The organism is Ruminococcus sp. RTP21358st1_G6_RTP21358_211008 (genome assembly GCF_040908885.1).
GTDB classification, from domain to species: Bacteria; Bacillota; Clostridia; order Lachnospirales; family Lachnospiraceae; genus Blautia_A; species Blautia_A faecis.
On record NZ_JBDGDM010000003.1, the window covers coordinates 17056 to 31791 of the forward strand.

At 42.9% G+C, this 14736-nt stretch carries 13 protein-coding genes and 1 riboswitch; of the genes, 1 reads left to right on the forward strand and 12 read right to left on the reverse strand.

The features are described from left to right. The 7 genes from AB5Z12_RS01610 to AB5Z12_RS01640 form a co-directional block, all read right to left on the reverse strand. A complete protein-coding gene (locus AB5Z12_RS01610; RefSeq protein ID WP_330382812.1) occupies positions 1-939 on the reverse strand; it encodes an alpha/beta hydrolase in 939 nt (312 codons plus the stop codon). An 88-nt stretch (positions 940-1027) separates the two neighbouring features. Next, entirely contained in the window at positions 1028-1891 is an 864-nt protein-coding gene (locus AB5Z12_RS01615; protein WP_118583485.1) for a YitT family protein, read from the reverse strand. A gap of 93 nt (positions 1892-1984) precedes the next feature. Beyond that, positions 1985-3085 (reverse strand): ABC transporter ATP-binding protein, encoded by a 1101-nt coding sequence (locus tag AB5Z12_RS01620; protein ID WP_195992999.1) that lies wholly within the window; start codon positions 3083-3085, stop codon positions 1985-1987. 1 nt (position 3086) lies between these two features. Next, positions 3087-4139 (reverse strand): iron ABC transporter permease, encoded by a 1053-nt coding sequence (locus AB5Z12_RS01625; RefSeq protein ID WP_148463387.1) that lies wholly within the window; start codon positions 4137-4139, stop codon positions 3087-3089. 44 nt (positions 4140-4183) lie between these two features. Beyond that, positions 4184-5422 (reverse strand): ABC transporter substrate-binding protein, encoded by a 1239-nt coding sequence (locus tag AB5Z12_RS01630; protein WP_368368537.1) that lies wholly within the window; start codon positions 5420-5422, stop codon positions 4184-4186. An 18-nt stretch (positions 5423-5440) separates the two neighbouring features. Continuing rightward, on the reverse strand, positions 5441-8464 hold the full coding sequence (locus tag AB5Z12_RS01635) for a hypothetical protein (RefSeq protein WP_237963236.1): 3024 nt from the start codon (positions 8462-8464) through the stop codon (positions 5441-5443). A 197-nt stretch (positions 8465-8661) separates the two neighbouring features. Continuing rightward, positions 8662-8861: riboswitch (cobalamin riboswitch) on the reverse strand. 76 nt (positions 8862-8937) lie between these two features. Beyond that, on the reverse strand, positions 8938-10368 hold the full coding sequence (locus tag AB5Z12_RS01640; protein WP_173716745.1) for a VanW family protein: 1431 nt from the start codon (positions 10366-10368) through the stop codon (positions 8938-8940). Between the two features lie 79 nt (positions 10369-10447). Here AB5Z12_RS01640 and AB5Z12_RS01645 point away from each other — a divergent pair, with 79 nt between their 5' ends. Then, positions 10448-10498 (forward strand): hypothetical protein, encoded by a 51-nt coding sequence (locus AB5Z12_RS01645; RefSeq protein ID WP_368072645.1) that lies wholly within the window; start codon positions 10448-10450, stop codon positions 10496-10498. Here AB5Z12_RS01645 and hisI read toward each other — a convergent pair. From hisI to hisZ, 5 genes are all read right to left on the reverse strand, one after another. Then, a complete protein-coding gene (hisI, locus tag AB5Z12_RS01650) occupies positions 10482-10826 on the reverse strand; it encodes a phosphoribosyl-AMP cyclohydrolase (RefSeq protein ID WP_118583473.1) in 345 nt (114 codons plus the stop codon). The two genes, AB5Z12_RS01645 and hisI, sit on opposite strands and share 17 nt — an antisense overlap. A 128-nt stretch (positions 10827-10954) precedes the next feature. Further along, positions 10955-11542 (reverse strand): imidazoleglycerol-phosphate dehydratase HisB, encoded by a 588-nt coding sequence (gene hisB, locus AB5Z12_RS01655; RefSeq protein ID WP_173716744.1) that lies wholly within the window; start codon positions 11540-11542, stop codon positions 10955-10957. Next, positions 11539-12852, reverse strand: a complete 1314-nt coding sequence (gene hisD, locus AB5Z12_RS01660) for a histidinol dehydrogenase (RefSeq protein WP_173716743.1) — start codon at positions 12850-12852, stop codon at positions 11539-11541. Before hisD ends, hisB begins: the two co-directional genes overlap by 4 nt. A 48-nt stretch (positions 12853-12900) precedes the next feature. Then, positions 12901-13536 carry an ATP phosphoribosyltransferase gene (gene hisG, locus AB5Z12_RS01665; protein ID WP_148463394.1) on the reverse strand — a complete coding sequence of 212 codons (636 nt, stop codon included), beginning with the start codon at positions 13534-13536 and terminating at the stop codon, positions 12901-12903. Continuing rightward, on the reverse strand, positions 13533-14669 hold the full coding sequence (gene hisZ, locus AB5Z12_RS01670) for an ATP phosphoribosyltransferase regulatory subunit (RefSeq protein ID WP_173716742.1): 1137 nt from the start codon (positions 14667-14669) through the stop codon (positions 13533-13535). The genes hisG and hisZ overlap by 4 nt, the downstream gene beginning before the upstream one ends. Positions 14670-14736: the final 67 nt, after the last annotated feature.

Here is a 14736-nt window from a genome sequence, read left to right on the forward strand (position 1 = left end):
TTACACTTCCCTTTTTAAGAATTCGTTCATATAAGAAAAACTCTCCTGCACATGGAAAAAGCGGATTCCAAGAGCAAAAAAGCCGTGAAGTGCATCTTTGATCCGGTGTACTTCCACATAATTACCAGCCTCTGCCAGTTTTTTTCCATAATCTTCGCCTTCATCACGAAGAGGATCAAACTCTGCTGTGAGAATCAGGGTTTCTGGCATATTAGAAAAATCTCTTGCCAGAAGAGGTGCAAAATAAGGGTTGACCCGATCCTCGGGGCAGCTTTCATACAGATTCAGATAATCCTGCATTTTCACTGCAGTAAGCAGGTAGTCGGTGCCGTTCTTTTGCACAGAGGCATAGGGAGATGCGGTTGTATAGGTATTATATAAGGCTGGATAAATAAGAATCTGCCGGAATACCTGAAAGTCGCCCTTGTCTCTTGCCATAAGAGCAACTGCGGCTGCAAGATTTCCTCCGGCACTGTCACCCATGATAGTGATTTTCCGGGGATCAGTATTCAGAATCAGCTTATTGGTGTAAAGCGCTTTCGCCGCTGCATAACAGTCCATCAGAGCCGTTGGAAAACGATATTCAGGAGCAAGCCTGTATTCCACAGATACTACAATATGACCGGTAGACTGGGACATTCTGGCACATACACGGTTATAGGTATCCACACTTTCTGTCACCCATCCTCCGCCATGAAAAAATAGAAGAACTGGAAAAGTATGGCCTTTTTCCACCCCGTTTGTCATGGCTTCTTCAGTAGGAAAATAAATCCGCAGAGGGATTTCGTAGTCCCCGTTGAAAATCTGGATATCCATTTTTTTCAGAAAAATATTCATGGCATCCAGCTTCTTAATGTCCACCAGTCTGCGGGAGGATTCCACTTCGATATTGCCGTAGGAAAGGGTGTGGAGAATTGCTCGCATGGTTTTGGAAATCATGGCCTGTATTCCTTTCTGGTTTTAAAATCAAGCTTCATCAGACTGTTCTGTTATGGAAAAATCAGTCTTCTGCATTAGCTGGCAGGCATCAGATAGAACGGAAGCCTTTTCCAATGATTTCGCTGCTGTTTACGATGGTAATAAATGCATGAGGATCAATCTGTCTTAAATGAATACGAAGACGGTTGGTCTCGCTTCGGGTAAGCACAGTCATCATTACCTTCTGCTCCTTCTTGGTATAGATGCCAAAGGCCTTCTGCTCTGTGGCAGAACGATGCAGGTCATTGATGATGAACTCTTCTACCTGCTCCGGATATTTACTAATGATCGTACATACCTTTCTCAGGTTCAGACTCTCAATTGCACTGTCTACTACAGTGCATTTCAGGATCATTCCAAGAATACAGTAAAGTCCGGTCTGGGCACCGTAAAGGTAAGCAGCGATCAGCACAATTCCCAGGTCACTGACCAAAAGGGCACGTCCGATCTCAAGGCTGGTATATTTGTGCAAAATCATTGCCACAATATCAGTACCACCAGTGGAGGCACCGACATTAAATACCATAGCAGCTCCCACTGCAGGAAGGATCACTGCAAAACAAAGCTCCAGGAACACGTCATGTGTAAGTGGCGAACTAAGGGGATAAATAGCTTCACAGGCACTTACATAGAAAGACAGGGCAAAAGAGGAATAGACAGTCCAGCCCATGGAGCGGATTCCAAGGAAGAAAAATCCAAGTACAACAAGTGCTGCATTGACGATCCACATAAATGCACCTACATTCCACTTCGGAAATAAGGTAGAAAGGATAATAGACAGACCAGATGTACCACCAAATGCGAAATGGTTGGGTGTTTTAAAAATGGCAATTCCAACCGCTGTAAAAATCAATCCCAGATTCAGAATGATAAAGAACATCAGGTTGTCTTTTGTAAAAATATTTTTTTTCATAAAACGAGTCCTCTCCTTCTTTCGGTGAGCTCAGTATAACGTAAAAAATGAGTCCTGTAAAGAAACGGAATCAAAGAATCCCGCAAGGCAGAATTATACAAACTCTGTTTTCCCGCTCTTCTTCGCTGCATCTATAAGCTCTCCTAACCGCTTATTGCAGCTTCCAACTGGAACAGCCGTGCAGATTATCCTCTCACAGCTTTCCATGGCTTTTTGCGCCTTCTGGAAGGCTTCTTCACTGATTTCCATGAAGGGTTCTTCCGTGATCACCTTTGAAGCCAATAGTCTTGCCAGGCGGTAATCCACGTCATTGGTGTAAAGAATACCTGCAATAAAAGGTGTATGCTCTTTCTGCAGCTGACGGAATATGGGAATACCAGTGCCGTTTCCACAGATTACGAAAGTTTTCGCTTCTCCGTCTGGTTTCGGAAGCTCAATACTTCCAAACAGGGGATCAAAAAATCCATTGTTGATCTCATACAGCTCCTTGATCATGTTCTCTTCAAAAATATCTTCCGGCTTTCCAAAATGAGAAATAGTATCTCCCTTTACGCAGATGATCTTATCTGCAATTTTCTGTGCCAGATCGATTTCGTGAAGAGACATGATAACTGTGATCTGCTTCTTTTTTGCCATATCCCGAAGAATGGATAAAAGATCCAGCTTATGTTTGATATCAAGGAAAGAGGTTGGCTCATCCAGAATAATAATATCCGGTTCCTGGCAGATCGCACGGGCAAGAAGCACTCTCTGACGCTGGCCATCGCTGATGTTGTTAAAGTCACGACTGCCAAGCGATTCCGCATGCACCGCTCTCATGGCTTCCTCTACCTTTTCCTCATCCTCTCTGGAAAGAATACCGAGTCTGCCTGTATAAGGGTAGCGTCCGGTTGCCACAATATCATGACAGGTCATAAGCTCCGGACGCATTCGTTCCGTAAGAACTACTGCCATGCGTGTGGAAAGCTCTTTATAGGAAAAAGAATTCAGATTGCGATCATCAAAGTAAACTTTTCCACCAATGATCTGCAGCTGTCTTGTGATACTTTTCAGAATCGTAGATTTACCAGAACCATTTGGACCAATGAGGGTTACAATCTCCCCTTTTTTAATTCCAATACAGATATCATGAATTAAGGCCTTTTTGTCATAACCGACAGAAAGGTTATCCATATGAAAATAGTAATTATCCATTTCAGTTTCCTCTCTTCTTCCGCAACATCATGAAAATAACAACAGGTGCTCCAAAGATGGAGGTAACGGTACTGATATTCAGCTCCAGAGGGGCAAAAGCCATTCTGGCAATCAGGTCACACATCATACAGAAAACTGCACCGCCCAGGAATGTTCCCGGAATGATTATAAGTGGTCTGGATGTGCCGAAGCTTCTTTTCATCAGAAATGGGACTGCAATTCCAACGAAAGAAATCGGTCCTGCAAAAGCAGTTACAGTTGCTGATAAAATACTGGAAAGCAAAATCAATGCAACACGGAAGAATTTGATATTTACGCCCATGCTTTGTGCATAAGCTTCTCCCAGCTGATAAGCACCGATGGGCTTTGACAGCAGGAAAGTCAGGATCAGGGTAATTCCTACCACCACACAGGAAATGTAAACGTTACTCCAGCTCATACCGGAGAAGCTTCCCTGTGACCATCCGTGAAGATTTACAATATCGGAATCATCTGCAAAAGTTACCACAAAATCAGTTACTGCAGAACAGATATAGCCGATCATGATTCCAGCAACCAGAAGGGTGGCCATGTGCTTGATCCTTTTTGAAATCAGAAGAATAAAACCAATGGAAATCAGGGAACCAATAAAAGCTGCAATGATCAGAGTGTAAGAAGTTACGTTTACAGCTCTGCCAAGATAATAAATCATGGTAAGAGCTACTACCATTTTCGCACCGGAAGAAATTCCCAGAACAAAAGGTCCTGCAATGGGATTTTCAAAAAAGGTCTGAAGAAGAAAACCAGATAGGGATAAGGCACCTCCAAGAATGGCAGCCATCAGGATCCTGGGAAGACGGATTTTCCAGATGATGCTGTATTCTTTTGTATCTGTGGCTTTTTTCAGCAGGATATCTATGATCTCAGACAGAGAAATATGAACATTTCCTGTGTTGATATTCAAAACTGTGATCAGACCAAAAGCCAGGATCAGCAGAATGAAAACCATAGCATAACGAGATCGTCTCTTAAAATTTTCCATGTGGAAGCTAGTTCCAGCGGATTGATTGCTCATTTTATTTTTCTCCATTTTTGTTTCATTTACAACAGAACCTGCTGTCAGCTCAGCTTATGAAGAAAAGTCATATCCTCTTCACTTCCGCCGGTAAGCATCAGGTTCAGATCTGTGATCAGTTCACCAATTGTATCTGTATGCTGGTACATGGAATCATCAGTTACCCAGACATTTCCCTCTTTTACGGCTTTAAAATCAGCCATCAGACTTTCTTTTGCAAGAAGATCGTCTATGCTTTTTACAGACGCATCAATACTGGAGTTGTAGATCAGATAATCTGCATCTGCCGCAGTATTATAGAATTCCTCCATGGTAATGGCAACGGAAGTTTTTCCACTGTCATCCTGAAGATCTGCGAATACATTTCTTCCACCGGCAATCTCGATCATACTGGAAATATAATCTTTAGGATTACGTACTACAGGAGAACCGCTGGTATTGATGTAGAAAAACGCAACTGTTTTTTCCGTATTTGTAAAGTCCTTTAGCTTCTCAATAACCTGTGCCTGCTGGTCAAAGAAGGTCTTTGCCTCCTCTTCTTTGTTCATCATTGCGCCATAAAGCTTGATCCATTCTGTACGTCCAAGGGGCTGGCTCTCATAGCTGGAACGGTCGGTGAAAACAGGAATTCCAAGAGTTTCGATCATCTCCTGTACCTTCGGCGCATGAAGGATCATAGTAGACTCTATTGCAAGATCACAGTCGTCACCTACCAGAAGCTCGTAATCCGGTTCATCGTATTTTCCCGCAAAAGTCATTTCGCCGTTATTGATAGCATCAGCAGCTGACTGGATATACCAGCCGGAAGCATCAAGACCTGACAGCTTGATGGAGTCTACACTTCCGATTGCATCGAACAATGCCATTGGGGAAGTGGCTGCCATGTAGATGGTGTCAAGTGGCTGCTGAAGGATCTGGATTTCAGGATCCAGATCATCGGGTGCCTCTTTGCCCTCTGGGACGATCAGATATCTGGCACTATCATGGATGTCCAGAAGTTTGTAACCGTCATTATAATAATACACATCAAAGCATTCTGCAAAAGACAGATCCATGGCGGATTCATAAGTTAGACCTGCAATTTCAGGTGCAGCATTTTCTTCTGATGTGTCAGAAGAAGTCTCCCCAGAAGCATCTGCTTCCAGGTTCTCCTCTTCTGCCCATACCGGAGTAATGGCAGTAAATGTCATAACTGCTGCCGCAAAAATACTTAAAATTTTATATTTCAGCTTTTTGTCATACATTTTTATTTTCTCCTGCTGATTATTCTTGTTACTGTGCATATGGTGAAGAATAATAATTTATTCTTCCTCATCAGTTACAAAAATTGCTTCGTAAGCTTTTTCCCACTCAGCTTTTGCATTGTCATCCTTTTCATCTGCAGAACGGTCCACGATAAACGGGATTTTCAGAGTGGAATATTTCTCTGCGGAATCTTTCAGAAGGTTTTCTTTTGCTTCTGTGTCTGCTTCCTCTGTCGGGAGAATATCAGAAGAAAGGATAGAAATACCGCACTGACTCTTTACAAGAGCTTTGTAATCTGTATCTTCATCTTTTCCTGCAAAAGTTACGGAACCATCTTCCAGAGCAGCTGTAAGGCTGTCTACCGTACAGTCCTCTTTTTCCATTCCAAGAGCAGTAACTTTGTCTGTAAGATCAAGCTTATCCAAAATGTTAAGAGCATCTGTGGAAGCCACATAAGCAGATTCTACCGGCTGGTTGATCACGATTACATCTTTATCAAGTCCTGCAGGGATAACAGCACCCTCAGGTACGATCAGGTATTTTACAACATTGCCCATGTAGAGCTTTTCTGTACCTGTAAGTTCCTGGGAATCAGCAGCTTCTGTTTTTGCATTTTCTTTTCCGGAATCAACAGTTTCCGGTTTTCTTGCAGTATCTGTTGTCATATCTACTTCAAGAAGGGTAATGCCCTTTGCGTAGTGATAAAGCTTAAAGTATTTTGCATGCTCAAGAGTAGTTTCGTCTTTATACTCAAGACCTGTGATCTCTGGTGCAGAATCATCCAGCTTCTTGTTTCCTGTGGAAAGCATGCTGTTGTCCTCTGCCGGGTTATCCTTGTCTGTTTTCTTCGGATCGTTTGCACCCTTTAAAGCGATATAAATGGTGTAAGTGATTTCATGAGCCTGGGACATTCTGGTTGTCATACCAATGATCGTATTATTCTGGTTCAGTGCTACCGGAATTGTGAAAGTAGAAGTTCCGCCGCCGCATGCACCGTAATATTTATTTCCATTGGCTTTTACATAACCGTAATATTCACTGCTGAATACAATAGTCGCATATGCCTGACCATTTGTTACCGTAACTTTGTTACAGGAAATATTGACCTTTCCAGAGCCACCAGACCAGGAGAAGCTGTCAGGAGTATAGGTTCCATCTGCTAATGTAGTAGAACTGTTTACAGATGCTGTTCCGCCGCTTAAGTCAGATTCGTATTTGGATTCCTCTTCCGGTTTCTTGTCTGGCTTTGGAGTTGCTGTTGGTGTAGGGGTTGCTGTCGGTTTTTTATTTGGTTTTGCAGTGGGTGCAGGAGTTGCTGTGATTGTTGTGTCAGGAGCAGTGTCTGGCTGCGGATCATCCTGTACGTCACCTATCTTATTCAAAGTGCTGGACTGGAAAGTCAGGATTCTGTCATACCAGATCTGGTTTTTGTGGGAAAAAGCAGCAACTGCAATTCCATTGTCCAGGGCTTCAACAGGAATCTCATATGTATATTTGCCATTTGCGTCTGCCACATATGGAACCCAGGTGGAGGAATCTGCTGCGGCAGCTTCTTCTTTTGTTCCCAGACATAGATAGTCGTAACCAGTTCCGCTTAAAGTAAGAACAGCTGTCATTTTTCCGTTTTTGGAAGTGAGGACACAGTCAATTACACGGAACATAGATGAACTGGAGTTTACTGTAACATTATAAATTCCGCTTGCACAGCTGCCTGGAGCAGGAGTTGCTGTTGGCTCTGGGGTGTTGGCTGCTTCCGGAGTTGTGCTTGGCACTGGAGTTTCAGTTGGTGCAGGAGTCTCAACCGGTGCTTCGGTAGGCTCTGGGGAAACAGTTGGTTCCGGTGTTGGAGCAGCCTCTCCATATCCTGGAACCGCCGGTACGGTAATCGTCAATATACCCTTTGCGTACCAGTTCTGGCTCTTCTTGGAATGAGGAACGACTGCTATTGTCTGAGCTTCCTTGCTTGCAGTAACTTCAAAGGTGTAGGTATAGCCTCCTGCACTGTTCTCTACTCCTTTGATGGAATTTGCTTCTTTATCAGAGTCACTGGCACTGCCAAGATAGATCATGTCATAATTCTGTTTTGCGGTAGAAAGTGTGACAATATACTTATCCTCCGAAACCTTTACAGTGGAACCGGTGATTACGAACATTGCAAATTCATCACCGTTTTCTTTTACAAGCTTGATTCCGGCATCTGTAATCTCATTCTGGGCTGGTGCCTGGGTTGGAGCTGCAGTTGGCAGTGGAGTGGCAGTTGGCTCAGGGGCTGCAGTTGGCTCTGGAGTAGCTGTTGGTTCCGGGGCTTTCATTCCTGGAACGTTCAGTTTCAAAGCCATATTTGTGTACCATTTCTGATTTTTTACAGAAAATGGTACGATGCTGAAAGTCTGGACCTGTTCACTGGCAGGAACCTCAAAAATGAAAGTATAACCATCTTCATTTTCTGTACCAACGATTGCTGCTGCATTTTTTGCTTCGTCAGGATCTTCTTTAGAACCAAGATAAAGCTTCTCATAGTTCTTTCCGTCAGTATTGAGGGTTATCTTAATTTTATCACCATTTAATTCAGCAGAAGAGCTTTTGATTTTAAGCATTTTATATGCACTGTTATCTTCCTTGTCAATGGTCATGTTGGAACCATCTGGGTTCAGATCCTCTGGCTTTGTTTCTGGTTTATCTGTCTCTTCGGTTTTGCCCTCTTCTGTTGTTTCTGGTGCAGCTGTAGGCTGTGGAGCTTCTGCTTCCTCATTTTTGCTTTCTTCAGCAGGTGATGCAGTAACCTCAGGAGTGGTCTCAGAGGCAGGTGTTTCTGTAGCAGCAGGTGTCTCTTTCACAGCAGAGGCATCCACTGCTGCCGGAGTTACTGTAGTGTCAGTGTTTTCTTCCTCAGCTGTTGCGTTCTCCTGCACAGGGGTCTCAGCAGCAACAGCAGTCTTCTCCGCCTCTGTTTCTGGAGTTGGTGTAACAGAAACCTGTACGTTTGCATCCTCATTTTCTGCCTGTGTAAGTACAGCAGGAGTGACCGTCATCGCGACGGAAAGGAACAGTGCAAGAAAGCGTTTTGAATTTCTTTTCATTTCTTTTTCCTCGATTCTTCCTATTATTTTATAATTTGAATAAATCCCAATTGCTTCTGGAGCCTGTTTGTACAATGGGCAATCCTGACAGGATTATTTCAAAAAAATGCCTGCTTCCTCTGAGAAAACAGGCACTAAAAATTCAATATATTGTATTATCAAATATATTAATGAGAATGAAGTACTTTCTTCGGAAGCTTTCATTAAACGAATTCAGCAGGTTTCCTGACTTACAGATCAACACAGAATCCATCCTTCTCAGCAATATACCAATGGTTTCACTGGATTCTACTCCCTGGTTACAGTGACCGGATCGTTCAGGACTTTCACCTGATTCCCTCTTAGAGCGTGTTGAAAAATATTCCCACAATCTGCACGCTGTAGCAGACAGATATGTCTGGCACTGAAAACGGATTTATTCAATTCACCTCATTATAGCAGACCGTTATGTCGAAATCAATAGATTTATAGGGTTATTGCTTGTATTTACTGTACCCGACTTCATCTGTGCGGAGAAGTGTTCCATTCTCATCGTAGACACTGCGGTAGGTTTTACAGGTGTTTGGATCGGAATGCTCTGTAGTAATCTCTACCGTATTATTGTCAGTTTGGGTTCCGTAAATGGATACCGTTACGGCTTCCTCTTTTTCATCGTAAGAGGCTTCAATTTTAATTGGATAAGCAGTATTATTCTGAAAACGGAAATCCTGACCTCCCCACACCACTGCTGCGTCCAGACCATCCTCAACATAATCAATTCGGGCAGCGTGATTATGACGCTCAACAATGGTCAGATCAGACTGCAGGCATGCCATAAACAACGTAGTGGAAATCTGGCAGATTCCGCCTCCGATATCCTGGGCATGTTCGCCTCCTACAATTACAGTTGCTTCCCTGTACCCTCGTTCCTCAGTACGTGGACCTAAAGTATCGTTGTAGGAAAAAATCTGTCCTGGCTGAAGTTCCATTCCATCACAGGCTTCCACGGCAAGCTTCAAATTGGCAACACGGTTTTCGGTACCTCCGCCATATGTAGTATAAGTACCAAGAAGATTCAGATAAGGAAGGGCTTCTATCTCTTCTGTAGAAACTTCGGGTAGGGTTATTTCAAGGGGGATGGTAATCTTTGCCCCTTCTTTTGCTTTTTCCAGCTTCTTTGCAGCTGACTTCACATCAAATGAAATTCCGGTAACTGCCGGAATAATTTCATTATTTTCCCCCAGAGAAGCATCTGTGGCATCTGTATGTACTTTTTCATAATAGGCTTCCAGATCCAGTTCCTCTGGCGGTGTCTTCATAGTAGGACATTCGATAACAGCTTCATAATCTTCTATGGAAATTGCTTTTAGAATCGCTTCTTTCAATGCATCCATATCCGGACCGATTCCGGTTTTTCCCTTAGTGATAACCAGCTCTGTATCTGTAAGTTCACAGGAAGTCTGTATAGTGGTGGATCCCTTTGAAATTCCAGCATCCTCCAGAAGCTTGTCCAGTTCGTCTTTGTTTCGGGCTTCTGGCATAAGGGTGACTTCTTCCTTTGTCTTGCTGTTCATCAGTTCGATGCGGTCAGTTCCATGAGTAAACCAGGCACCATGTCCAAGAGCATAGGCACTTTCTACAATTGATTTTACATCAAGACCGAGAACAGGATAGATGGATACCTTAAAGTTCTTTCCATTCAGGGTAATGGTCATCTGTGTGTTCTCATATTTTTCCTGAAAATCTTTTGAAATTGCGTCAATGGCTTCCTCTTTGGTCATTCCCTGAATGGCTATGCCGTTTATTTTAAGCTTCTTCCAGATTACATTATCTGTAAGAAAATGACACCACAGCCCATACGCACCTGCCAGAATCAGAACCAGGATCAGAACTTTGATCACACCGTTTTTCACTTGTTTTTTCATGTAATAATTTTACCTTTTGCAGTCTTTTTTAGAGCGTGTTTGAAAAAGGCTTTCTGCAAAATATATCGCAAAGTGGGGCGTGCAGATTGCAGGAATGATTTTTCAAACAGGCTTTAGAGCAATGGGGTAAAAAAGCATGTCCGGTTTCCGGTATGGCATGCAGCCCCTACCTGCTCTACTTTTGCCAGAATTGTATCATTATCACAGTCAATAGTCAATGATTTCACATACTGAACATGACCGGAGGTTAGTCCTTTGGTCCAGAGCTCGTTGCGGCTGCGGCTCCAGTAAGTCATTTTTCCCAGCTTCAGAGTGGTAAGGTATGCTTTCTCGTTCATGTACGCAAGCATAAGAACTTCGTCTGTTTTGTAATCCTGCACAATAACCGGAACCATGCCGTCACTGTTTAATTTGAAATCTGACCAGGACATTTTGGACTTTAATTGGTTCTGTTCCATATTTTTAATACTCCTTTATGAAAAATTCTTCTGCAATTATGCCACCTGCTTTCATGCTCAATTCGAAAAAAATGAAAACAAGTGGCATATATCATATCGTCTTAATTGTAATTCTGTTTGTTCTGCCCTTAGAGACTTCCCTTCGTAGAAAGCACATCTGTAATACGAGGATCATAAGCTACCGCCATATCCAGCGCCTTTGCAAAGCTTTTGAACATGGCTTCTGCCATATGGTGATTATTTCCCGGTGTTAGAACCTTAATGTGAAGATTCATGGCTGCCGTATAAGAAATGGCGTAAAAGAATTCCTTCACCATTTCTGTGGACATATCTCCAATTTTTTCACTGGTAAACGTACCTTCGAAGGAAAGATACGGGCGTCCCCCGAGATCAATGGCGCAAAGCACAAGACACTCATCCATTGGAAGGATGCAGCTTCCGTAACGCCTGATTCCTTTCTTGTCTCCAACCGCTTCTTTAATAGCTGTGCCAAGAACAATTCCCGTATCTTCAATGGTATGATGATCGTCAACCTGAAGATCACCCTTTACCTTTATATCCAGATCAAAAAGTCCGTGGCGGGTAAAGCCATCTAACATGTGATCGAAAAATCCCACACCTGTATCCAGACTGCTTTTTCCGGTTCCGTCCAGATTCAGCTTTATGGCAATTTTAGTTTCCTTTGTATTTCGTTCAACAGTAGCTTCTCTTGTCATGACTGCTCCTTTTTATCTTCCTCTTCAAAGCGGACTGCAATGGAGTTGGCGTGTGCAGTTAGCTGCTCTGAGGATGCAAACTGGATGATGTCCTTGTGGATTTCCTGTAATGCAGACCTGGAATAATATACAATACTGGATTTCTTAATAAAATCGTCAACGGAAAGTGCAGAGAAGAACTTGGCTGTTCCGTTGGTAGGAAGAACGTGGTTCGGTCCCGCGAAATAATCACCAAGAGGTTCAGAACTGTACTCTCCAATGAAAATAGCGCCTGCATTTCGTACCTTCATCATTACCTCAAAAGCGTTCTTAGTGACAATTTCCATATGTTCCGAAGCAATCTCATTCGCTGCTTCAATTGCTTCATCCATATCTTCTGCAATAAGGATATATCCAAAATTCTCCAGAGATTTTTCGATGATCTCTTTTCTGGAAAGAACCTTCAGATAGCCTTCAATCTCTTTCTCTACATTCTGTGCCAGTTCTGTACTGGTAGTAATGAGGATTGCAGAAGCCATCTCATCGTGTTCTGCCTGAGAAAGAAGATCTGCTGCTACATAGTGTGCATTTGCAGTTTCATCTGCAAGGACAAGGATCTCACTTGGACCAGCGATGGAATCAATGCTCACATGTCCATAAACAGCCTTTTTTGCAAGGGCTACAAAAATGTTGCCAGGTCCTACGATCTTGTCTACCTTTGGGATGCTTGCAGTACCATAAGCAAGTGCTCCGATTGCCTGTGCACCACCAACTTTATAGATCTCATCAGCGCCTGCTTCTTTGGCAGCAACCAGAGTGGATGGATTTACTTTACCGTCTTTCCCAGGAGGTGTGGTCATAACGATGTGAGGTACTCCTGCCACTTTTGCCGGCACAATATTCATTAATACAGAAGAAGGATAAACTGCTTTTCCGCCTGGAACATAAACACCTACACGATTTAATGGTGTTACCTTCTGACCAAGCATGGTGCCATTTTCGGTACTGGTAAACCAACTGTTCTGACGCTGTTTCTCATGGTAGCTGCGGATGTTTACAAGTGCCTTGCGGATAACTTCCAATAAGGATGCATCAACTGCTTTATATGCTTCTTCAATTTCCGCTTCGGTTACACGTATGGTTTCCGGAGTTACCTCTACTTTATCAAATTCTTTTGTGTAAGAAAAAAGAGCTTCATCCCCTTTTTCTTTTACATTTGCAAGAATATCTGCTACTGCGGCTTCGAACTTGCCGTAATTATTAGGGCTCCGTTTTAAAAGATTTTCCAGGATATCTTTGGTAGATTCTTTTGTTAATCTTACTGTACGCATTGTGATCGATCCTTCCAATTTTATTTTATTCCAGAAAAAACAGTAATTTCAGATTACCTTTCGTAAATCTTCAATCAGCTTACTGATTCTTTCATTTTCCATTTTCATGCTTACCTGATTCACAACCATTCTTGCTGAAAGAGGGCAAACTTCTTCTAACACCTTCAGTCCATTTTCACGAAGTGTGCTTCCGGTCTCAACGATATCCACAATCACTTCAGAAAGACCTACAATAGGGGCAAGCTCAATAGAACCATTCAGCTTAATGATTTCCACAGTCTGATGTTTCTTATTATAGAAATAATCTTTGGCAATGTTTGGATATTTGGTTGCCACACGAATCAGCTGATTTGAATTCAGAAGGGGTTTGGCACTTTCAGGTCCGCAAACACACATGCGGCAGGCTCCAAATCCAAGATCCATTACCTCGTAAAGCTTACGGCCTTCTTCCAGGATCGTATCCTTTCCGACAATTCCGATGTCAGCTGCGCCATATTCTACATATGTAGGTACATCTGGTCCTTTGGCAAGGAAAAAACGAAGCTTTAATTCTTCATTTACAAAAATCAGTTTACGGGAATCCTTATCTTTCATCTCTTCGCAGGTGATCCCGATTTTCTCAAGCATGGCAAGGGTTTTGTCTGCAAGTCTTCCCTTGGTAAGGGCAAAAGTCAGATATCTCATAATTCCACCTCACAAACCTTAGTTACTTTCTCTGGGCGAAGGGCTACATTTCTGCCCTGGGCGCGAAGCTCTTTGGCCTTCTGGATTGCCTGGATACGGTTTTCTTTGCGGTAAGTGATAACCGTAACGCCCTCCTCTCCCTCCATTTCGATTTTCTGTCTGGAAAGAGCCATCAGAAGGTTATCTACTACAATGGCAAACCCGATGGATGCAGCAGGCTTGCCGAAATGCTTCATCAGCTGATTGTAGCGTCCGCCCTTGATCAACGCTTCTCCTGTACCATAGGTATAAGCCTGGAAAATGATTCCGGTATAGTAATGATATTTGCTTAACATTGCAAAATCAAAAGTAACGTATTTCTCATAGCCGTAAACCTTCAGAAGCTCATAGATTTCTTCCAGACGCGCAACCGCCTTTAATGCCTGTGGATTGTCCGTAAGGGATTTTGCCTTTTCCAGAACTTCTGTCGATCCGAACATCTGAGGAAGCTGGGAAAGAACTCTTGCAAGGGATTTATCCATGTTCTTATTCTTTACAAGCTCTTCCACACCAAAATAGTTTTTCTGGGAAATCAGCTCCCGAAGCTCTTCTTCCTCTTCCTGGCTCAAGCCTGTCTGGGCAAAAATCGCTTTATAATAGTCAACCTGCCCAACGCTTACCTGAAATTCGGTAAGTCCTGTCGCAAGCAGACACTCTACTGTCATAGCCAGAATCTCTGCATCTGCTTCCGGTGAATCATCGCCCATACGCTCAACGCCCATCTGGGTTGTCTCTTTCAATCTTCCGCGAAAGCTGGAATTATTGATAAAAGTGTTGCCTGTATAACACAGACTTACTACTTCTTTTTCAGGGTTAAAATAGGTAGCACAGGCTCTGGAAACGGACGGTGTAAAGTCAGGTCGAAGAACAAGGGTATTGCCTTCTCTGTCAAAAAATTTATAAAGATCCCTGGAGGGAATGGTTCCCACTTCTTTACTAAACACTTCAAAATATTCAAATGTGGGAGTTTCTATATCTTCAAAGCCATACTGATGGAATACACGGTGAAGCTTTTCCTGAAGCTTTTGTTTTCGGCTGCATTCCTGACTGTAAATATCCCGTACACCCTCCGGCGTATGAAAAATTCTCTGCATATCATGTTTCCTCCATGTTGTTTCTTGCTTGTTAATTACATAACGCTTTATCACGCTACTACGATAA